The sequence below is a fragment of the Ruminococcus sp. genome, from assembly GCF_017549005.1.
Taxonomy (GTDB): Bacteria; Bacillota; Clostridia; order Oscillospirales; family Ruminococcaceae; genus Ruminococcus.
Map to the genome: position 1 here is coordinate 35,731 of NZ_JAFYYT010000008.1, position 21,872 is coordinate 57,602.

General features: G+C 45.6%; 18 protein-coding genes and 1 other RNA gene. 12 read left to right on the forward strand and 7 right to left on the reverse strand.

Annotated elements, in window-relative coordinates; genetic code table 11:
- Positions 1-58: 58 nt before the first annotated feature.
- The 8 genes from IKW96_RS03895 to IKW96_RS03930 all read left to right on the forward strand — a co-directional run bounded on the left by IKW96_RS03895 (position 59) and on the right by IKW96_RS03930 (position 6,430).
- Positions 59-373, forward strand: a complete 315-nt coding sequence (locus IKW96_RS03895) for a hypothetical protein (RefSeq protein ID WP_296570535.1) — start codon at positions 59-61, stop codon at positions 371-373.
- Between the two features lie 243 nt (positions 374-616).
- Positions 617-1,939, forward strand: coding sequence for an ankyrin repeat domain-containing protein (locus tag IKW96_RS03900; RefSeq protein ID WP_296570538.1), 1,323 nt, complete (start codon positions 617-619; stop codon positions 1,937-1,939).
- Positions 1,939-2,778 carry a radical SAM protein gene (locus IKW96_RS03905; RefSeq protein WP_296570540.1) on the forward strand — a complete coding sequence of 280 codons (840 nt, stop codon included), beginning with the start codon at positions 1,939-1,941 and terminating at the stop codon, positions 2,776-2,778. The genes IKW96_RS03900 and IKW96_RS03905 overlap by 1 nt, the downstream gene beginning before the upstream one ends.
- A 97-nt stretch (positions 2,779-2,875) precedes the next feature.
- Positions 2,876-3,916 carry a nuclease-related domain-containing protein gene (locus tag IKW96_RS03910; RefSeq protein WP_296570544.1) on the forward strand — a complete coding sequence of 347 codons (1,041 nt, stop codon included), beginning with the start codon at positions 2,876-2,878 and terminating at the stop codon, positions 3,914-3,916.
- Positions 3,917-3,922: 6 nt separating this feature from the next.
- Positions 3,923-5,524, forward strand: a complete 1,602-nt coding sequence (locus tag IKW96_RS03915; protein WP_296570547.1) for a uracil phosphoribosyltransferase — start codon at positions 3,923-3,925, stop codon at positions 5,522-5,524.
- A 19-nt stretch (positions 5,525-5,543) separates the two neighbouring features.
- A complete protein-coding gene (locus tag IKW96_RS03920) occupies positions 5,544-5,882 on the forward strand; it encodes a hypothetical protein (RefSeq protein ID WP_296570550.1) in 339 nt (112 codons plus the stop codon).
- A gap of 17 nt (positions 5,883-5,899) precedes the next feature.
- Entirely contained in the window at positions 5,900-6,118 is a 219-nt protein-coding gene (locus IKW96_RS03925) for a hypothetical protein (protein WP_296570552.1), read from the forward strand.
- A 45-nt stretch (positions 6,119-6,163) separates the two neighbouring features.
- Positions 6,164-6,430: a hypothetical protein gene (locus tag IKW96_RS03930; RefSeq protein ID WP_296570555.1), complete on the forward strand. Its 267-nt coding sequence runs from the start codon at positions 6,164-6,166 to the stop codon at positions 6,428-6,430.
- Between the two features lie 449 nt (positions 6,431-6,879).
- Here the strand turns inward: IKW96_RS03930 and IKW96_RS03935 are convergent, their stop codons facing one another.
- A complete protein-coding gene (locus IKW96_RS03935; RefSeq protein WP_296570558.1) occupies positions 6,880-7,857 on the reverse strand; it encodes a GDP-mannose 4,6-dehydratase in 978 nt (325 codons plus the stop codon).
- Between the two features lie 451 nt (positions 7,858-8,308).
- On the opposite strand from IKW96_RS03935, the gene IKW96_RS03940 reads away from it, so the two are divergent.
- Positions 8,309-9,487, forward strand: coding sequence for a nucleotide disphospho-sugar-binding domain-containing protein (locus tag IKW96_RS03940; protein ID WP_296570561.1), 1,179 nt, complete (start codon positions 8,309-8,311; stop codon positions 9,485-9,487).
- Positions 9,488-9,574: 87 nt separating this feature from the next.
- On the forward strand, positions 9,575-10,072 hold the full coding sequence (locus IKW96_RS03945) for a GNAT family protein (protein WP_296570565.1): 498 nt from the start codon (positions 9,575-9,577) through the stop codon (positions 10,070-10,072).
- A gap of 57 nt (positions 10,073-10,129) precedes the next feature.
- Here the strand turns inward: IKW96_RS03945 and IKW96_RS03950 are convergent, their stop codons facing one another.
- Both IKW96_RS03950 and IKW96_RS03955 read right to left on the reverse strand, forming a co-directional pair.
- Complete coding sequence (locus IKW96_RS03950; protein ID WP_296570569.1) at positions 10,130-12,844, reverse strand: hypothetical protein; 2,715 nt, start codon at positions 12,842-12,844, stop codon at positions 10,130-10,132.
- A gap of 21 nt (positions 12,845-12,865) precedes the next feature.
- Complete coding sequence (locus IKW96_RS03955) at positions 12,866-14,974, reverse strand: MMPL family transporter (protein WP_296570572.1); 2,109 nt, start codon at positions 14,972-14,974, stop codon at positions 12,866-12,868.
- A gap of 423 nt (positions 14,975-15,397) precedes the next feature.
- On the opposite strand from IKW96_RS03955, the gene IKW96_RS03960 reads away from it, so the two are divergent.
- Positions 15,398-16,012: a TetR/AcrR family transcriptional regulator gene (locus tag IKW96_RS03960; protein WP_296570575.1), complete on the forward strand. Its 615-nt coding sequence runs from the start codon at positions 15,398-15,400 to the stop codon at positions 16,010-16,012.
- Between the two features lie 210 nt (positions 16,013-16,222).
- Here IKW96_RS03960 and IKW96_RS03965 read toward each other — a convergent pair whose 3' ends face one another.
- From IKW96_RS03965 to IKW96_RS03980, 4 genes are all read right to left on the reverse strand, one after another.
- Positions 16,223-17,566: an MATE family efflux transporter gene (locus IKW96_RS03965; RefSeq protein WP_296570579.1), complete on the reverse strand. Its 1,344-nt coding sequence runs from the start codon at positions 17,564-17,566 to the stop codon at positions 16,223-16,225.
- A gap of 95 nt (positions 17,567-17,661) precedes the next feature.
- On the reverse strand, positions 17,662-18,966 hold the full coding sequence (locus tag IKW96_RS03970) for a UDP-N-acetylglucosamine 1-carboxyvinyltransferase (protein WP_296570581.1): 1,305 nt from the start codon (positions 18,964-18,966) through the stop codon (positions 17,662-17,664).
- A gap of 118 nt (positions 18,967-19,084) precedes the next feature.
- Positions 19,085-20,584 (reverse strand): peptidylprolyl isomerase, encoded by a 1,500-nt coding sequence (locus tag IKW96_RS03975; RefSeq protein WP_296570585.1) that lies wholly within the window; start codon positions 20,582-20,584, stop codon positions 19,085-19,087.
- A 176-nt stretch (positions 20,585-20,760) separates the two neighbouring features.
- On the reverse strand, positions 20,761-21,564 hold the full coding sequence (locus IKW96_RS03980) for a peptidylprolyl isomerase (protein ID WP_296570588.1): 804 nt from the start codon (positions 21,562-21,564) through the stop codon (positions 20,761-20,763).
- A gap of 205 nt (positions 21,565-21,769) precedes the next feature.
- Between IKW96_RS03980 and ffs the strand changes: the two genes are divergently transcribed.
- Positions 21,770-21,868, forward strand: an RNA gene (ffs, locus tag IKW96_RS03985) — signal recognition particle sRNA small type.
- Positions 21,869-21,872: the final 4 nt, after the last annotated feature.

Consider the following 21,872-nt stretch of genomic DNA (forward strand, 5'->3'; position numbering starts at 1 on the left):
AATGTTATTACAGCAATGTCAACCCATTAGATTATGTTTTGAAAGGCGGTCGATTTGTATGGCTTGGAATCCAAAGAAACCAGGGAATTATGCTTGGTTAACCCAAATAGTAAAAGAACACGGAGGTGTTGAACAATTCATCGATGATATCCACAATGAAGGATATCAAAAAGGACAGGAACATGGAGTACTTATAGGAGCAAGTATCGCAACGATAGCATTTGTGGCGGTTTTGGGAGCTTATCAAGAGATAAGGCACATCGTAGAAGTACGAAAAGCGTCTAAGGTGCGTGCAAAAGTATCAAGTGATATTATACGTTGCAATATAAGCAAATCTGACAGTGAAGGCGTTGATACACCAACTCAAAAATGAGTTATTAAATTGTTTAGTGCCTGCAATGTTGCATATTTCTATAAAATGTTGCAGAAATATATGACTTCATACAAAGTGTTGCGCACTCGGTTCTTTTGTTGCAAAAAAACAACATCAAGCAAAAATGTTGCAACTTATTGTTCCTTGTTGCAATTATGTGATAAATATTGACTTTTACGCAACGGCATGGTATTATATGATCAAAGAACACACACCTGCAGATGTACGGAGGAGGAATCAGCTATGACCAAAAAGGAAATGGAGTTTTTAGGCGGCAGAATGAAACAGCTACGTGAGAAGAACTCTGTAAAAAGTCTTGAAGCTATGAGAGAACTACTGACTGATAGCGGAAATGATGATTATCGTGTTGATAATAAATCGACGCTTTCAAGAGCAGAGAGCGGTTCCGCAGGAGAAAAGACTATTATTAAGTGGGCAAAAGCTTACTGTAGTGTTTTCGGATATTCTGAAAAACAGACTGAGCAATTCCTTAGAGGCGATAAAATAGCTGTTCCAGATACATCGGCTCTTCTTAAGAATCCTCAGTTAGTGGACGAACTCGGTGAGGAATACAATATCGTTGTAATCCCAGACACTGTAATAAGAGAACTGGACGGCATAAAAAATGCTAATGCTGGTGCTCTTGGCAAAAAAGCATGGGAAATCATCAGAGGTATAGGTTACGGTGAAAGAGTAATCAAAATGGAGTATGATGGCGATAAATCCATTGAAAAGGACGAGCAGATAATATCGGTTGCAAAAACTGCGGCTGAAAAGTATGGATGTGAGGTACAAATCATTACAGACGATGCCGACTATTCTGCTTTTCTAAAAGGTGATGAAACGGTTACAGCTCTACATTTAAGAGAGTACATGATTACTAAGCAAAAACTTGTCAATATGAAAGGACTTGTAGAGCTTGATAATTATTATGCCGATGATTATTCCAATTTGACAGCTCCTGATGAAGATGAGATAAATGCATTTCTTGCTGACGGTAATACTCTTATTATTTCAGCGGTAAGAAATCGTTCGCACAGTTTAGCTCAAAGGAAAGCCAAAATCAAATGGTTAACAGATCATGGCGCAGATGTTAATAAGAGAGACTGTAAGCACAGATACTTTCCACCGCTGACTCATGCGATACAGATGAATGATTATGAAATGTTTATCTTCCTATTAAACGAATGCCATGCAGATCCAAATGTCGGCAGCAGAAATCCACACGATGCGGGAAAACTCAGACAAAAGGACATTAAGCGTGAAAAAAACGAAGGTAATATGCCTTTAATGGTCGCTGCTTGGGATGGCAAGGTCGAATTTGTTAAAGCACTTTGTGCTGATGAACGTACAAGTATCAATCAGCAAGACGCCAATGGTTTTACCGCCTTGATAAAGGCTTGCTACTGGGGATTCCTGAAATGCAGAGATATTCTGCTTGATGCAGGAGCTGATACAAAAATCGTCGACATTGACGGTTTAACAGCAGAGGATCATTATAACGAGTTCCTTGAATGCGGACGAAAAAAGCCAACCAAGCAGAATAAGAAAGGACGTCGATTCTAATGATTGACCGAGCCTGTATCAGCATCAACAATCGCTGTAACCTGAACTGCACTTACTGCCACTTTCACACCTCTGAAAAGGCGGAATACCTTGCTGAAGCGGAAATGAATGTCTTTTCGATACTTGACAATATCAAGCACCACGTTGACAAGTATAATATTGAGGTGTTCAAGCTCGGCTTTGTGGGCAACGGTGAGCCGCTCCTTGACTATGAAGCATTACACGAATACATTGAATACATCAGCGATTACCTCTCCGCTGGCAGGATTGCTGCCTATACAATAACAAATGGAACGCTCATAACCGATGAAATGCTCGATTTCTTCAAGGAACACAAGGTCAATGTGGGCTTTTCAATTGACGGAATACCGGAGATACACAACAAGTTAAGGTGCAATACCCATTCTGAGGTCATGCACGCTATTGAGCTGTATCATTCGGTAAACGGCTGCTATCCTTCAATGAATTGTACCGTTGGCAGAGATGCGCTCAAAACGGCGGAAGATACGATATCTTTCTTTGAACCGTTCAACAGCAGGATAACCTTTTCCCGTATGATCGGTACAGACGGTATATCCTTAGACGAGTTCCGCTGTTTCCTCGATAAAGCCAAGCAAAAGCTCAATGTTCGTACCGGAGGATACGATTGCACGATGTACGGAGGTATGTGCGGTGCAGGGATCAACAACATCTTCTATGCAAATGGAAATGTATATCTATGCGGCAATTGCGTGGATTTACCGCCAATTGCTAAAGCTGATACACCTATTGACCGTATAAAGCCCGATATTCCTGAATTTGACCGAAATACTTGTTTCAAGGAATCACAAGGTTTATAAATCATGGAATCGGTTTTTATAACCATTTCGTGATATAGATTATAATGTAAACAGAAGAAAAAACAACCGTTTTCAACATAAGAAGGAGGAATTTGAAATGATGAATGAAAAGAGAGTAAACGAGATCATTTCCCAGATAAACGCTTTTTCTAAAGAAACCTACACCAAGAGCGAGTTTTTGCCAGAGTTGCTGAAACTTCAAAAAGAGCTGATTGATCTGACCTTCAACGCTGAACACGCTGAAAACGGTGATCTTCGGCTTTGGGACGTAGAAAGGCATCTTCGCAAGATGAATGATGAACGCGGTCATGTAGCCGATGATGAACTTGCAAGGTTCATTAAGGGCAGTAAGGTTGTGTGCAACAACATCAGTGCTGAGTTTTCAGGCAATGCAGGAGAACAGAAAGTGTTCAGGGCGTTGGAGAATCTCGGTTGTCAGAATGGCGTTCTTCACAATGTGGAGCTTGAATTTGACGGTAGACGTACTGAAATCGATGCTATTGTATTCACCAACCGCGCTGTTTTCATTATTGAGATCAAGAACAGCAAGAAGAACATATTTATCGACGAATACGGCGAATTATACAGAATCGGCAACTCTATGCACCATGACTGTAATATCGTTGACAAGATGGACGAGCGTGAAGCTCTGCTCCGTAAGGCACTTGAACGGGCAGGAATGGATTACCTGAAAATCTTTAAGATAGTGACTTTCACTAATCCTCGTATTGATGTTGAGTGTAAGTATCACTACATAAAAGTATGCCCCAGCAACTATCTTCCTTCTTTCATTGAAAGATTCACAAGCAATCAGTGGTATTCCTATGAGGACATCTGCACAATGATGGAGGCTGTAACTGAGGTCAAATGTCCCGAAGAATATCAGATGTCGATTGATATGACTACTTTCAAGAGAGATTTTGCAATACTAATGGCAAAACTTGAGGCGGCGGAAGAAGCTGATATTGAGTCTGAAATCGTTCAGGAAGAAATCAACGAAACTGAGAAGATTGTTGATACTAAACCTGATAATAAGAATAAGATAGTCCGTAAATATGGAGGTATGGTTGCTGCCGCAGTTGGCATAACACTTGTAAATGTCGCTTTCATCGGTATCAGCAGATTTATAAGGAAGTGATAGCTAATGAAGTATGTACTGTACGGACTGCCGTGTGCAGGAAAAACTACTCTGTTAAGCAAGCTGACAACACCTTTTATTCACGGAAGTATAGAATTAAACCGAATGGCATCGGGAAGGTTTTCAAATCTTCCCGATGATAAAAAGGCTGAACTCCGTGTGAAATATGCTGAATGGCTTTCAAAAAGAGAAGATAGCTTTATCTCGGACGGTCATTACTCTTTCCTTGATGATGTTGTCTTTACCGAAGCAGACGGCAGCCTTTATGATGTGTTCATGTATTTATACTGTGATCCTGAAAGCATAGCTCAAAGGATTCAGTTATCCCCGAAAAACGAACGCTTCTCCAAATTGTCAGTGGAGCGAATCCGCAAGTGGCAGAGCTACGAAATCGAATGTCTGCGTAAAGAGTGCCACAACAGGAATAAGGACTTCTATGTTATACATGATGCCACATCAGCAGACTTACAGGAGTTTATAAATCAAATCGAGAATGGATTCAGTTCTTACACTTTGGCTGGAAGCATCGTGGATAGGATCACCTCCATTTATTCCGTTCCGTGCGAGCTGCATATTGTTGATGGAGACAAGACTATCATCGAGAAGGATTCATTTAGGGTATCTACTGACAACTATATCACCCATGTATTTGACGGTAATTTCTACACAGGGTATCAGTCCATGAAGTTCGCACAAGAAACAGAATTTTTGAAATACAACATGGATATCCTCGCTACGTTAAGTCTGAATGATGTAATATACAGCAAGATAGCTGATAAAAACTATATCATTCTTTCTTCAGGAGTAAAGAAATTATGGGACAGACTTTCTGAGCTTCACGGTTTAAGGAATGTTATAGCCAATACTCTCATATCAGCAGATACTAAGTATTTCGTGGTCAAGCTGCTGCAAGGTAAAGGATATGGAGTTATAGCCTATGGTGACGGCAAAAACGATTACTATATGCTGAGGCAGGCAGATAAGGGCTATCTGTATATCGGCTCATACCTTAGTCGCTCACTAAGAGATGCTGATACGGCAGGAATAAGCCTGATCTACGATAAATCTCCATACATACTGGCTGATAAGAACAACAGTATTACAGATGATATTGCGATTTGCAAGTCTAATTCAGCTGTAAACGGAGCTCCTCTTGCTGATGCTCATATCAGGCTCGGAAGAATGCTCGGTGAAGCGATTCGAGAGATAATTCCGCACATTGATAGTGCAGTCATCGTACTTGAACGAGGCGGTCGTTTCTTTGGTGACGGTGTATATACAGGCTTTGGCGGTACTTTCTACAGCTTCGATTCTAAAAGCGATGACTTTCCTGAGATACAACAAGGAGTTGCTGTTATTGTTGACAGCGTGATCAACACTGGAAAGTCTGTCCTTGATATGATAGACAAGCTAAAGCAAAGAAAAACTGAGATAGAGATCGTTATTGTATCCAATGTCATTCAGGAAGATGCTATCAATCTATTACAGGGTTATAAGGTCTTTGCGATACGAACATCTGCTAATTCATTCGTTGGTAGCAGGCAATCAACGCAAAAGAACGGGAAAGGCCCAGATACGGCTGACAGGCTGTTTAATTATATCGACTGACTGAAAGGAGAAATGCTCTATGGCGTGGGACGCAAATGAAAAAGGTAATCCGGCTTGGCTTACAAAACAGGCAAGTGAACACGGTGGAGTTGACAACTTCATTGATGATATTCACAACGAAGGCTATCAGGAAGGTCATGAACGTGGTATGATTGTTGGCGCTGGTGTAGCAACTGTGGTTATTACTGTTGTGATAGGTGCATATGAAGGCATCAAGTATCTCGTTCAGAAGCACAAAGTTAAGAAGCAGGTTGTTATAGAACGCTCAGATTCAGCTCAAAATGCTATCAGGCAGATGTGTGAAGATACCGATGATAAGCAGTATGACGATAATGATGTTTCAGACCTTGACGATTAATAAAGGAGGCTGTTTATATGACTATTTACACAACGCAGGAGTACAAGGGCTATGGTAAGCAGAACTACTACTGGTACGAATATCGACTTGAAGGCGATGAAGTGTTCAAGTACAAATGTCACAGACAAAAATTCTTTGACGGACATGAAAACACATGGGAAAGGGATGAAGATGTAGTTAATTCTTGGAAAACTGATGATCCGGATATGCCTGATTGGCTGCATCAGTATCTGTGAGTTCCTTATAAGTAACTTGTAAATTATGGACATGGAGGTATGATTATGAGACACGTTTTCAGAGCAACAAAGCTTGGTTGGGACGAGGAACAGGAAGGTATATGGTTTGATTCAGAATACTATACCAAAGAAGAAGCTGAAGAGCAATTCAAGCCATATCAAGGAATAACTCAAAAAGGCTATCCATATACAGGGTACGAATATGATGGGCAGAAGTATCATGATTATTTCTATCTTGGCGAATATGAGGATGATAAAATGCCCAAAAATAATGAAGAGTATATTGATAGTTTGTTTGGGAAAGGTAGATGAAAATCAAAAAGGAAGATACAAAATGAGTAAATAAACGCTATTATGCAGAATTTGACTAAACTGCATTACGGAACTTGTAAAAACAGTACAACGAAAAAGTCCCCCATTCAGCAGAATGTGGGACTTTTCTGATTCGCTGTAAATTGCCTTGGGTTCAAACTTCTGTGCTGCGTCCCAACTGAAAAAGGGTTCTTCCTCAAACTCCTTTCCTAAAACTTCCAGCTTAAATTTTTCTAAATAGGACGCCCAACGAAAACTAACGCCCTCTGTAACACTTACAGGGGGCGTCCTATTTAGAAAAATTTGGGTTAAAAGTCTTTGGAAGGGGGTTCGGGGGAGAACATTTCCTCAGAAAGGTTTCCCCCGATAAGTCCCATATATACTTCTTTACGAGTACCGCACATACGACCGGTCATTTTATATTATTCTGCTGCTGGAGCAGCTTTTATTCAGTTCATCTTAAAATAAACGTTTCTGTACCACTCTACAGTTTCAGCCAGACCCATATCTACAGAATACTCTGCCTTCCAGCCAAGGCGCTCAAGCGCCTTTGTTGCGTCAAGCTGCTGGATAAGAATCTCGGATACCTCGCTCTGCTGTACAACAGAAGGTACATTCTCGCAGCCCATAATAGATTTGATCTTGTTTACAACTGTTTCTATATCCGTAGCAATGCCTGTACCGAAATTGAATGCATTACCAACTACATCTTCCTTGTTGATATTATACAGCATATACATATAGGCATTGACGATATCGTTGATATAAAGGAAGTCTCTCTTGAACACGCCGTTTGCAGGGTGTCTTATCAGCGGAGACTCGCCGTTTTCGAGCTTCTGTATCGTTCCCGGGATAAGTCTGTTGAAGTTATTGTCACCGGGTCCGTAGATATTTCCGAATCTTCCTACTACAACAGGAAGTCCGTAGCTGTGATAGAAGCTTCTTGCCAGCATATCCTGACAAACCTTTGAAACGTCATAAGGATTGCTGCCCTGGAGTATCATGCTCTCATTGTAAGGCAGTACGTCGCTGTCGCCGTAGACCTTATCACTGGAAGCAACAAGGACAGCCTTGACTGTATCTGTGTGAAGTCTTGCAGCGTCTAAAATGTTGTATGTTCCCACAATATTGACCTGGAAAGTCACCTTAGGCATTTTATAAGCCAGATCCTGGAGAGCAACTGCTGCAAGGTGGAATATGACCTCTATCTTCTGCTCAACGATTATCTGCTCAATGAGAGTACCGTTGCTGACGTCGCCATAGTATACATTTACCTTTTTATCAAGTCCGCAGATACTGAAATAACTGGTATTGTCGCATCTCTCGATGAGAACTGTGACATTTGCGCCAAGCTCAATGAGATGCTTTGTAATGTGCGCCCCTACAAATCCTGTTGCACCTGTTACGAATACACGCTTATTCTTCATATCCATTTTTTCCATTTTTCCCTTACCTTTCCTTTTTCACCTGTTGTATACGGTGATCTCCCCTGATGCGTCGGAATTGTCTGTTTCTTAGTATTCGATATAACAGGCTATATTAAAGCAAAAAATAGTATAGCATATCCACGGTGGTTTGTCAAGTATTAATTTATTTAAGTTCATAGCATAAGATGTCAAACTATATAGATAAAATGCCACCGGAGCTCATAAGAAAAAGGTATTGATTTTTCTGTCGGAATATGATATAATATGAACTTGAACGGTTTTGAAGTGCCCATTACAGAAGAATACCTACAGCAAAGTCCCACTACTGCAACTCGGATAAAAAAATGATAAATATTTGGCAAAAAACCACGCAGGACACAGTAAAAACCTGTTTCGGCAGCGCCAAAGCTGACGAAAAACAACTGAGTACAGTATTCTGGGAGGAATCAAAATGAGCGAAGTATTAAAAACGACAAGCCCAAAAAAGATCTTTGTTGCAAACGGTATTCTGCACGGCCATTTTACAGGAAGTGTTGAGGTCGTAAGAGAATTAGCCGCATTAGGCCATGATGTCACCTGTTTTGTTACAGACGAATTTGCAGACAGATTAAACGAAGTTCCTGTTAAAAAGATCGTTTACTCTGCGGACGTCAGCGAAGTTGCAAAGAAACTGCCTCCGTATGCTCCGCCGTTTGCTATCAACTCTTTTATGGTCGGAAAAGCAACATATCTCCTTATGGAGCATTTATTAAAGGACGAGACGAAATATGATTATTACATTTTCGACTGCTTCTTCGATATCGGCGAGATGAACAAGGTATTGAAGCTTGATCCTGCAAAATGCTCTATCCTCTATCCTTCGTTCATTCTTACTGACGAGAACCAGTTTGACAATGCAAGAGTTATCGGTCTGCAGTGGACAAGCCAGCAGTATAACATCAATCTTCATGATTTCGTCGGACTCATTTTTACTCCCAACAATTTCAAGAAGCTTATTCTGACTTCAAAATTCTTCCATTTAAGACCCGAAGATACCGATGATACCTGCTATTTCATCGGACCTCACATCGAGCAGAGAGCTGCCGACAAGAACTTTGATTTCAAGAAGGACGAAAGCAAGAAGCTCGTGTTCATTTCACTGGGAACTATCTTCGGAAAGGACCTTGAGTTTTATCACCGCTGTATCGAAGCTTTCAGGGACTCAGATGAATATCAGGTAATCATGTCCGTCGGCAAATTTGTTGACATTGCTGAGACATTCAAGGATATCCCGGGCAACTTCAGCATTTACAATTATGTACCACAGACTCAGCTCTTACCCGAGGTAGATGTTTTCATTACTCATGCAGGCTTCAATTCCACCTCAGAGGGTCTTGCAAGCGGTGCTGCAATGGTTCTTGTACCGCAGGCAGTTGACCAGTTTGACGTTGCAAAGGTAGTTCAGAACTTAAAGGCAGGCATAGAGCTGAATAAGCATGAGATCGATATAACTCCCGATATAATAAAGAACGCGGTCGACGAAGCTTATAACAGCAGAGAAAGCTTCAAGGCAGGCACAAAGGCAATCATAGACTCATTCAAGGAAGCAAGAAGCAACAGAACTGCAATTTACAATGAGATATTTGCTTAAACAGCACTTTTACATATATTGAGCAGGACAGATCTGACAGAGTCATCCTCTGTCAGATCTTCGCATTTTCTACCACGAGGTGATACTATGAGACTAAGACCATACATACCAAGCCACGACTTCGACTCAATAAAGAACTGGATAACCGACGAACGCACTCACGCCATGTGGAGCGCCAATCACGCTCCCTATCCCCTCGAAAAGGACGCTTTTGACCGATTTCTTGCGGATATGTATACCAAACACGGCGACTGTCCCTTTGTGGCTACCACTGATGACGGAACGGCAGTGGGCTTCATATGCTGCGGAATAAACGCTGAAAGCAACGAATCCATGCTCGCTTTTGTACTGATAGACCCTGCACAGCGCGGAAAGGGCTACGGAAAGGAAATGATAAAGCTTGCCGCTAAGTACTGCCTTGAGATACTGAAAGCGAACGCGGTGCAGCTCAACGTATTCACTTCAAACGAGAGAGCGCGAAAATGCTACGAAAGCGCAGGCTTCAAAGAAAGGCATACAACTCCCGACGCATTCCCCTACGGGAACGAAATGTGGGGCAGGTGCAATATGGTATTCAAAAAATAAAGGTATAATAACAAAAAAGCCATAGTATTCTGAAATACTATGGCTTTTACTATTCACTTACTTAGTTCCGTCAACAAGGTAGATGAACTTAACGCTGCCGTCCATTTTATCGGAAATGCCCGAAAACGTGTTGTACTCCCTTGAAGCGTCCCTGAGTGCCTTGAGATTTTCGATTATCTCAGGCAGCTTTTCATCGACTGCTCCCGTGATAACGGAGATTCCCTCATCGTTGAATCTTATCATGCCGTCGTTGAGCTCCTTTGCGCCGCTTTCAAGTCTGCCGACTCCGTCCGCAAGAGCTGCGCCGCCGTCCCTGAGCTGTCCGATACCGCTGTAAAGCTCGCCTGTGCCGCCGTAAAGCTTAGACGCACCGCCGCTGAGGAGCTGTATCGAATCATACAGTGTCTTTGCACCGCCGCTGAGCTGCTTGCTGCCGCCGAAGAGCTGTGCAAGTCCGCTGTCAAGCTCTGCCGCGCCGCTGCTGAGCTGTCCGAGACCGCCGCCCAGTGTAAGCGAGCCCTGCGACAACTGAGCGAGACCGCTGTCAAGTGCCTTTGCACCGTCAGAGAGCTGATAAATGCCGCCTGTAAGGTCAACAGCGCCCGTTGAGAGCTTTCCGAGACCGTCATTGAGGGAAGCGCTGCCGCCGCTTAACTGTCCGAGACCCTTTACAAGAGAGTCGAGACCGCCTGTGAGCTTGCTGCTGCCGCCCGAAAGCTCGCCTATGCCGCCGTCAAGAGCTGCCGCGCCTGTGCTGAGGTCCGCCGCGCCCTTTGAGAGCTGCTCCGTTGAGCTGTAAAGCTGTCCTGCACCTGCCGCCAGAGCCTTTCCGCCCTCGTCGAGCTTTGCAAGACCCTGCTGCAATGATACAGAGCCGCCCTGTGCAGCTTCAAGTCCGCTGCTGAGCTGTCCGAGACCGCCGCCAAGCTGTGCCGCGCCTGTTTTGAGTGAAGCCGCGCCTGTACTGAGCTGTCCGCCCTCGTTCATTGAAGCGGATATCTGCTTCTGACCCTCAATGGTCTGCTGTAAAGTTCCTATAGCCACAGCCAGCTCCTGTGAGGGAGACTGCTGATAAACTGCCTGCAATGCTGCAAGCGCCTGTTCGTTTGCCGCTATGGTAGTATCAAGTGAAGCTCCTGCAAGGGCGATACCGTCACTGAGCTGTGAAGCTCCGTCCGTAAGAGCTGCCGCACCTTGTGCAAGACCGTCCGCACCTGTCCTGGCACCTGTGATACCCTCTGCAAGAGCGTCAGCACCGCTCTTTACAGAGCCTATGCCTGCTGATACCTGTCCTGCTGAATCGCTGAGCTTTGAAGCTCCGTCGCTGAGAGCAGCCGCTCCCTGAGAGAGCTTCGCAGAGCCGTCCCTGACCTGCTTACTGCCGTCCGCAAGAGCTCCCACGCCGCCTGTGAGGCTGTCCGCACCTGTTTTGAGAGCAGCCGCTCCCTCGTTTACCTGTGCAAAGCCTGCATTCAGCGCGTCCGAACCTGCCTTTGCGTCCTTTATTCCGTTTGTGAGCGCGTCCGCGCCTGCCGTTACCTTTCCGAAGCCCTCAACAAGAGCCGTAGAACCGTTCTTCGCGCTGCCGATACCCTCTGTGAGCTGAGAAGCTCCGTCGCTTAACTGTCCGAGACCGTCCGCAAGCTTTGCAGAGCCGTCCTTTGCGCTGCCGAGGCCCTCCTCGAATTTTCCTGTAGAATCCGAGAGAGTTTTTGCGCCGTCCGCAAGCTTCTTAGCGCCGCCGTCAAGCTCTGCCGCACCGTTTCTGAGCTCCAGCGAGCCTGCAAGGAGCTTATCTATACCTGCTGTCAGGTCGCCTGTGCCGCCGCTGAGCTGCTTTATGCCGTCATAGAGTGAAGCTGTACCGTTACCGAGCTTTTCAGCTCCGTCACTGAGCTCCTTCACCTTTGCCTTCAGGCTGTCAAGGTCTACAGCCTCGTCAACGTCCAGCTTTGAGAATATCTCGTTGGAAACTACCGTAACAGAAGTATTCATCTCGAAATTCTTCACATCTGCGGATATCTCGAAGCTCTCGGGGATATCAATGTCAACGCTGTCAAGTCCGCTGAGGTCGATACTCTCCTGAAGTCCCGGGAAAGCAACTCCCACAGCTATGAGCTTTTCGCCGTCGGAGAGTATCTTACCGTTGGTAACTTCAACATTGAGGTACTTGTCTGTGCTGAGGACAGCCGCGCTTGCCGCCATGAAAGGAACATAAATGTCCCTGCTCTTTCCGTTTATGAGCTTTGTGACCTTCTGTCTGTTCTTATAAGTCCAGCGGATAACGAGATGACCGCTTTTTCCCTTGATACTGTCCGGTTCGACCTTTTTGCCGTCCAGGAAGTACTCCATAGTGACGTCCACGGGGAGCTCCTTGTCGGAATTGCCCTTATAGTAGATATCGTCGCCGTCAGCGCTCCAGCGGAGCGAGCTGCCGTCCGCTTCAAATATCTCGTCGCCCTTTACGTTGACTATATCGCTGAGGTCGGATATATCATACAGACTTGAGAGCGCAGGGGAGTTTTTCAGCCAGTCGCTTACGACAACGTTCTTTACGGAAGAGTCGCTGTTGCACAGAACATAAACTGTTTCGTCCTTGTAAGCCTGTTCACCGTTGTTCTTCCTTGCGGTCTCAGCTGCCTTCTTTTCGCTCTCGGGAGCTTCTGCGGGAGCATTCCCGCTTCTGCTGTTTGCATATGCTATAGAGCCTGTAGCGCCTGCGGATACTGTTACCGCAAGCAGGGCTGCCATTATTTTACTTAACCTTTTCATATCCGTCACTCCTTTATAAGTTTACGCCATTCGGAATATATGATGATGCTTTCTTCCGTCCTTGTCCTTCTGTACAAAGCCTGCGCTTGTCCTGCAGATGACCTTGTCAAAGACCATAAACATCGAAGGAAGCACTGTTACGACTACGACCATTGAGATAAGAGCGCCTCTTGCAAGGAGCATACACAGCTCCGAGATAAGACCGATATCCGAGTATAATGCAACGCCTACCGTTGCCGCAAAGAATCCCAGCGCCGAGGTTATTATTGACTTTATGGAAGTGCTGAGCGCTATTCCAACCGACTCCTTTTTCTCCTTGCCGCTGTGCCTTTCGGTGCGGTATCTTGTAGTCATGAGTATCGCATAGTCAACAGTTGCGCCGAGCTGTATGGTTCCTATTACTATAGGAGCTATGAACGAAAGTTTGGAGCCTGTATAGTAGGCTGTGCCGAGATTTATCATTATGGCAAGCTCTATTACCGATACAAGTATCACAGGAAGCGATACCGACTTGAAGGTGAATGCGATTATAAGGAATATAGCCGCAATGGACAGGAAGTTGACTATCCTGAAATCTCTGTCCGTTATGGTTATGAGGTCCTTTGTTGCAGGAGCTTCGCCTATGAGCATACTTCCGCTGTCATAGCTTTCAGCGATGTCGTTGAGCCTTGCTACCTGTGCATTCACCTCTTCGGACGCCACCTCGTACTCAGAGCCTATAAGCATCAACTGCCATTTGTCGCTCTTGAGTACGCTTTTCAGGTCGTCTGGAATGACTTCCTCTGGTATCGCCGAGCCGACCAGCGAATTGAAGCCGACTGCGAACTGAACTCCGTCCACATTCTTAATGTCGTTCATCATTTTATTAGCGTCCTTAGCGCTCATTGACGAATCGAACATAAGGATATGCGTGCTGTTCATGTTGTAGTCCTCCGCAAGCTTTGTGTTTGCGGTAACGCTTGGCAGATAAGAGGGAAGGGTGCTGTCAAGCTTGTAGTAAACTCCGTAGTGGCTGTTGCCGAAAACGGCAGGTATCAGCAGTGCTATGGCAATTGTCAGGAAAGCCCATGAATGCTTTACTATAAATGAGGAAGTTCTCCTGAAAGCAGGGAAGAAGTTCCTGTGGGAGGTTGCCGCGATAGCCTTATCGAATATGAGTATCATCGCAGGAAGTACCGTTACGCAGGCGATAACTCCGCAAACAACGCCCTTTGCCATTACAAGGCCGAGGTCAAGTCCGAGAGTGAATGTCATGAAGCACATTGCAAGGAAGCCTGCAACTGTTGTGAACGAACTTCCCACAACCGATGTGATAGTAGCCGCAACAGCATGAGCCATTGCCTCCTGTCTGCTGTCGGGGAAGTACTTCTGCTGCTCCTTGTAGCTGTGCCACAGGAATATTGAGTAGTCCATTGTAACGCCAAGCTGAAGAACCATTGCCAGCGCCTGTGTGATAAAGGATATCTCACCGAGGAATACGTTCGTACCCAGGTTCCAGACTACCGCAAAGCCTATACTCAGCATGAAGAATACGGGTATCAGGAAGGAATCCATAGTCAGCACAAGGACTATGCTCGTGAGTATCACCGCTATCAGAGCATATATGAGAGTTTCGCTCTGAGTGATGTTCTTCATATCGAGAGTCATAGCCGACATACCGCTGATGAAGCACTGCTCCGAGGTGATGTTCCTCATTTCCTCCACAGCTGCGAGAGTTGCGTCGGCAGATGTGGTATCGTCGAAGAATACCGCCATCATGGTATTGTCGCCGTGATTGAAGAAATCGTATATATTTTCGGGAAGTATCTCCTTGGGGATATTGCAGCCGGTCATTGACTGGTAGCAGATAACGTCGGAAACATGATCGACAGCCTTTATTTTATCGGCAGTCGCCGCAACGTCCCTGTCGCTCATGCCTTCCACCATTACAAGGGAGAAGCCGCCCTGTCCGAAATCCTCTTTCAGGATATCCTGTCCGACCATTGTGTTTATATCTTTTGGAAGATAAGAGAGTATATCGTAATTCACCCGCGTTTTCATATATCCGAAAGCTGACGGGATAAGCAGGAGCACTCCGATGATAAGTATGAGCGCACGGTGCTTTACGATCCATTCACCGAATTTAAGCATACTATCGTTCCTTTCCTTGCATATTCAGAGCACATATTGAAAGTCCGTGAACCTCGGGAAAGCGCCGAGTGGATTCGGCATAAGAAACTCTTTAGGGATCGGGGTTCTTTCAGGGAAAACAATTCATCAGCGGCTCACGGACATTCAATATGCGCCCTGTTTACTGTTATTACATAGTATACTCCAAAAATGACCAGTAGTCAATACTTCGGGTGTTAAAAAATGACCTTCGGTCATATTTTTGTATGAATGCACAATTCGGACTGCGAAACAGCTTGACCGTTGGTCAGTTTTACACCCTTGACACGTCCTATTTTTCGGGATATAATAAAAATAACACAAATCATAATTCAACGGCTTTGCAGTCAGAATCAATCAGAATTAAGCAAAGCTGAGTTTTAGCTGCAAGAAAGGTACGTTAAAATGGGGAAAGTCGATATAAATAAAAGGATCAAAGAAAATTCTCTTCTCAAGACAGCTTTTGAATTTTTCACAACCAAGGGTTTCAGCAAGACTTCCATAACCGACATCGTAAGCAAGGCAGGCGTTGCAAAGGGCACGTTCTACCTTTATTTCAAGGACAAATACGACATAAGGAACAAACTGATATCGCACAAATCGAGCCAGCTCTTCAAAAATGCCATGTCAGACCTCGGGGACGAGCTGGACAAGCTTTCCTTTGAGGAAAAGATAATCAGGGTGATAGACAATTGCATCAATCAGCTCAACGAGAACCAGTCCCTGCTGACGTTCATATCGAAGAATCTGAGCTGGGGCATATTCAAAAACGCCATAACCTCGCCTGTTTCCGAGGACGACATCGACTTCTCGTCGGTATACAACAAAATGCTGAAGGACGCTCCAAAGGGCATAAAGGACCCCGAGATAATGCTGTTCATGATAATCGAGCTGGTGAGCTCCACCTGCTATTCGGCTATACTCTACAGCGAGCCATGTACGCTGAATGAGCTCAAGCCATATCTTTACAATTCCATAAAGCTCATCATCGCACAGCATGAGGGCGGAAAAGACAAGTGACCAGAGCAGGGGCGGTATTCCGCCCCAAATGCATAATACTAAAAAAGCGCTGACATTGTGAGGATTTCACAATATCAGCGCTTGCTTTTTGTGCAAAACACAGATCTTGAAAATTATTTTTTTCTTATTAAACGGTTTTCCGTTTAATAACAGTGTATTTCAGCCCCCTTACAGAAAGCAAAACGTGCAGATAATATCCGCCCTGCAAAATTACCTTGTGATGTTCTTGAGCCACTTATACTTCACGTAATGTCTGTATACCGCAGGTATTTTCACGAACTCGTCCAGTGTGAGTATAAATGCCACCGCAAGCACAGGGAGTTTCAGCCAGAAAGCGGCTATCATTCCCATGGGTACCACCACGCACCAGAGAGTCACAATGTCGCATATCATGCCGAATCTCGTGTCTCCGCCGGCAGGGAAAAGTCCTCCGATGACTGTGGAATTGAGGGAGTTTCCTATTATATAATAAGAAGCCATGAGCATCATGAACTTCAGGTAATACTGCGCCTTGTCGTTGAGAGATATTACATTGAGTACCAGCGGAGTTACCACCAGTATAACCACTCCCGAGACAACACCTATCAATATAGAAAGCCGCACGAACTTGCCGCCTGCTTTTTTTGCTTCGGCTATCTCGTTCCTGCCGAGCATTCCGCCGATAACTATGCCTACACCTGCTGCGATACCCCAGCAGAGACTTGCTATCATGCTGCGGACTATGCTGGCAATGGAATTTGCCGCAACAGCGTCACTTCCCAGCCTGCCCATAATGACCGAGTACATCGTCACACCGCCGCCCCAGCCGAGCTGATTGAGCAGAAGCGGCACGGTATATCTCCAGTAATCCCTGTGAAGCTCCTTGCTGCCGTTTTTCAGCATAAGCCTGACACTTAAAGGCGGACATTTACCCCTGAAAACAGCTACCGCAACCATGACCACCTCGAAAACTCTCGAAAGGACCGTTGCGAGAGCTGCTCCGATTATGCCCAGTTTTGGGAAAAATCCAACGCCAAAGATAAAAAGTCCGTTCATTATTATGTTGAGAACCACCGAAACCGAGCACACGACCGAGCTAAGCTTTGCACGGTCGCAGACCTTCATCATGCTGAAATAGACCTGCGAAAATCCCAGCATCAGATAGGACGGAGAGACTACCCTGAGATATTTTGCTCCCTCAGCTATAAGAACTTTATCGGAGGTAAATATCATCATTAGCTGACGCGGGATAAACAAAGCCGCTAATGTAAAAAGAAGCCCCACCAGCAGAGAATACCTCATAGCGACCGCAAGAACCTCCTCGGTGGTGCGCTTGTCCCCTTTTCCCCAGTACTGGGCCGCAAGCACGGTAAGTCCCGATACAAAAGCCATATTGAAAAGATTGGATACGAACCAGACCTGCCCTGCAAGCGATGAAGCGGAAAGCGAATCCTGATTGAGAAAGCCCAGCATAAAAGCGTCGCTCGCCGAAACCAGTGAATACATAAAATACTGGACGGCTATGGGCGCTACTATCGTAAACAGTTTTTTGTATATTCCTTTATTATCCTGCATAAATCTCCTTTATTCCTGTAGGAACGACCAATATCCGCCCCTGAGATGCGACGAAAAAGCTGCCGCACTTGCCGTGCAGCAGCCATTATACTTATTTAAACAGCAGCCTTTGTGCTGTCCGACTTTGTTTCCTCAGTCTTATCGGGAACGCTTACCTTTTCGATATCAGCTCCGAGAGCACGAAGCTTTCCTTCCATGCAGTCATAACCTCTTTCGATATGGTAGATATCCTCTATCTCGGTAACTCCGCTTGCAGCGAGTCCTGCGATTATAAGCGCAGCTCCTGCTCTGAGGTCACACGCCTTTACGGGAGCTCCCATGAGCTTTCCTGTACCCTCGATAAGCGCTACCTTACCGTTTACGGTGATATCCGCGCCCATTCTTCTGAGCTCGTCAACGTAGCGGAAACGCTGCTCCCAGATATTCTCAGTAATAATGCTCGTACCCTGTGCAAGACAGAGGAGAGTTGCTATCTGAGACTGCATATCCGTCGGGAATCCCGGATGAGGAGCTGTCTTGACGTTTGTCTTGACCAACGGACCGTCTACCCATACCCTGATGCTGTCGTCGAACTGCTCGATATTTACGCCGATCTTTTCAAGCTTCTTTGTGATCGACTCAAGATGCTTCGGGATAACGTTCTTGATAAGAACATCGCCCTTCGTGGCGGCAACTGCCACCATGAAAGTACCTGCCTCTATCTGATCGGGGATAACGGCATAGGTAGTACCGTGAAGGTGCTCAACGCCTCTGATCTTGATAACGTCCGTACCTGCGCCCATGATGTTTGCGCCCATGGAGTTGAGGAAGTTTGCAAGATCGACGATATGCGGCTCCTTAGCGGCATTTTCGATTATTGTGAGGCCCTCAGCCTTAACGGCTGCGAGCATAGCGTTCATTGTAGCTCCGACGGTGACAACGTCGAAGAATATCTGATTTCCCGTAAGCTTATCCGCAACAAGGTCTACCATTCCCTGGCTGAGAGTATACTCCGCGCCGAGAGCAGTGAAAGCTTTAAGGTGCTGATCTATGGGACGGTCTCCGAGAGGACATCCGCCCGGCATTGATACTCTTGCCTTATTGAACTTGCCCAGAAGAGCTCCGAGGAAATAATATGAAGCGCGCATTTTTCTTGCGTACTCATAGGGCACGCAGTACTTGCTTATGGTCGTAGGATCGATCCTGTAGGCATCTTTTCCTATCTTTTCGACCTGAGCGCCCATTTCCTCAAGGATATGGATACAGATCCTGACATCGCTGATGTAAGGTACATTTTCTACAACGCAAGGTTCATCAGAAAGTATGACTGCGGGAAGAATAGCTACAGCTGCATTCTTGGCTCCGCTTATGGTAACTTCACCCTCAAGGCGTCTTCCGCCTTTTACAACAAACTTATCCAAATATTTTCTCTCCTTATTTTTCGGGTCATCTGTATTTTTTCCCGAATTTCTTTCTTTTGTTCCCCGACTCACAGAGCCGGATAAATACACATATCATCGGACACCCGTCCGAAAAAGATCAATTATAGTCCTTGATGTTCCAGTGAACATCTCCGCCGCTGAAGTCCGATACTGTTACTTTCTCTATTATTACGTCTTCAGTGGGCTTGTCGTTGTTGCCTGTCTCTGTTTCCTGTATCTTGAACACTACGTCAAGACCGTCATATACCTGACCGAAGATGGTATAGCTTCCGTCGAGCCACGGCGCTCCGCCGTATGTCGAGTAGACCTCAGCCTCATTATCGGTAAATGTGTAGCCGCTTTCCTTGAGCTGGTCGATCTGCTCCTTTTCGTAAACCTCGCCTGTTACGATATAGAACTGGCTTCCGTTGCTGGCTGTAGAGCCGCTGTTCGCATAAGCGACAGCTCCTGTCGCATGGATAAGGTGCGGATCGGTATCATGGTCGTCGAAGCCCTTTTCAAATATGCATTCGCCGCCTGTTCCGTCGCCGTTCGGGTCGCCGCCCTGTATCATAAAGTCCTTGATGACCCTGTGGAAGGTAAGACCGTCATAATATCCGCGCTCTGCAAGGGTGATGAAGTTCTCAACGCCCTTGTCCGCATATTCGGGGAAGAGCTTGATCTTAACTTCCTTGTCGTAGCCCTTAACCTTGAGGCTTACGACCTTTTCGCCCTCTTTCGGAGCCGTGAAGTTTGCAATGTTAAGGTTTTCCTTGCCTGTTGAGTTTCTTATCTCGTCGGCGTCGAACTCGTCATAATCACTGATATACCAGTGTATGTCCTCGCCGTTGTACTCGCCCACTGTTACGGACTCCATAATGAGATCCTTGTAGGGCATACTGTTTGCGTCGACCGCAACATTCTGTATCTTGAAGAAAACGTCGAGACCGTCTATAACCTGACCGAAAACTGTATAGCTTCCGTCAAGCCACGGTGCTCCGCCCACTTCCTCATATATCTTCTTTGCATTTTCAGACAGCGCATAGCCTCTCTGTCCGAGCTCGTCAAGCTCTTCCTTCGAGTACTTCGTACCCGTTACAACGTAGAACTGGCTTCCGTTGGTAGCTGTGCTGCCGCTGTTGGCGTAAGCAAGAGCTCCTGCTGCATGGATAAGGTGGGGGTCTGTGCCGCCGTCGAACTTACCGCCCCACATACTTTCGCCGCCGATGCCTATTCCCTGAGGATCGCCGCCCTGCACCATAAAATCGGTGATGACTCTGTGGAACTTGAGTCCGTCGTAGTAGCCCTTCTTAGCGAGCCCGACGAAATTCTCAACGCCCTTGTCAGCATATTCGGGGAAAAGTCTGAACTTTACGGTACCGTAATCCTTTACCTTCATTACCACAATGGTATCGCCCTTCTGAGGAGCTGTAAAGTTTGCGATATCCACATTCTCGACTGTGACCGGCTGTGTTGCGGCTGTAGTTTCCTCTGTGGAAGCAGCCGTTGTAGTGTCACTGGCAGTCGTCTGTGTACCCTTGCTGTCCTGACCGCATGACGAAAGCGCCGATGCAGCCAAAGCAATGCAGAAAATTCCTGCTATAACTTTTCTGAACATTTAATTCTCTCCTTATGATTGAGCGGACATTCTTAACATATGCTTGTCCGCAGACAGGATTAAATAATTATACTTCAACTTATATATTATACATCAAAAAAATCACTTTGTAAAGAGTTTGGGCATATTTTTGTATTGATTTGTCAGATACTTTTATACATATCAGGTTTTTCTGCTTATTTTTCCTCCTCCGCGGCCTCTTCCCCGGGAGAATAAGTACTTATTTTAACTGAATTTATCATAACGTCCACGGCAGGGAACTTGTAATTTCCGACATTATTGGTTTCCAGCGAAGCAAGCTTTTCGACTACATCCATTCCGCTGTAGGTCTGGCCGATGACTGTCATCTGCTGCGAAAAATTGGGAACTCCGCCCTTTTCTATGAAAGCCTCCGCAAGCTCCTTGCTTTCCGAGTAGGACATAAGCTCCTCCTTGAAGGTGTCGTCAAAGGCTACCGTATTCACCAGCATGAATCTGCTGCCATTATAATAGGTACCGCCGCCGATTATCTTTTCCTTGAAATTCTGCTTGACAGTGGTGTTCATAGAAAGAACTGCGCCCCTGAAAGGCCACAGGTTCTGATGAAGCTCTCTCTCCACAAGCTCGTGGGAGTTGTCCTTTGCGCTGCCGTCCTTGTTGGGAGCGCCTGCCGCGGAATAAACTCCGCTTTCCGAATGGAAAACATAGGTGTTGTCGTAATAGCCCTGTCCGGCCAGCTCTGTGAAGTTCTTAACTGCATTCGGCGAATATTCGGGATAAAGCACGAATCTGAACTCGCCGAGGGTCGTGTCCACGATAGCTATGGGAGCGCCCTCCTCCAAAGCTTCAAGTTGTACGAGCTCCATTTCCTCGGGAACTATGGTGATATAGCTGCTGTTTCTCTCCTTCATCATGCCCGCAAGCATTACCACAAGGGACGAAACGCCCATAATAAGCGTAAATATCAGTATGAGCCTTACGGCTCTGTTTCCTCTTATCATTTATTTATCCTTTCAAGCGTATACTACCTACATTATACATACTATGTCACATTTTGTCAATATTTATCCCGTTTTTTCTGAGTTTATCAGTGTCGGGGCAGCATTTCTTCAAAATTTTTTCTTGACAAAGCGCCCCGTTTGTGGTATCATATTAAAAGAGCATCGTCTGCTCGTATAAACGGGTGTGAAATTCCGAAATATAGATGTGTGGGCCCTGTGCAACAAGACCCCGTGAACCATGTCAGGCGGGAGACCGAGCAGCATTAAGCGGTGCGTGTTGTGTGCCGCAGCAAGCCTGCACATCTATG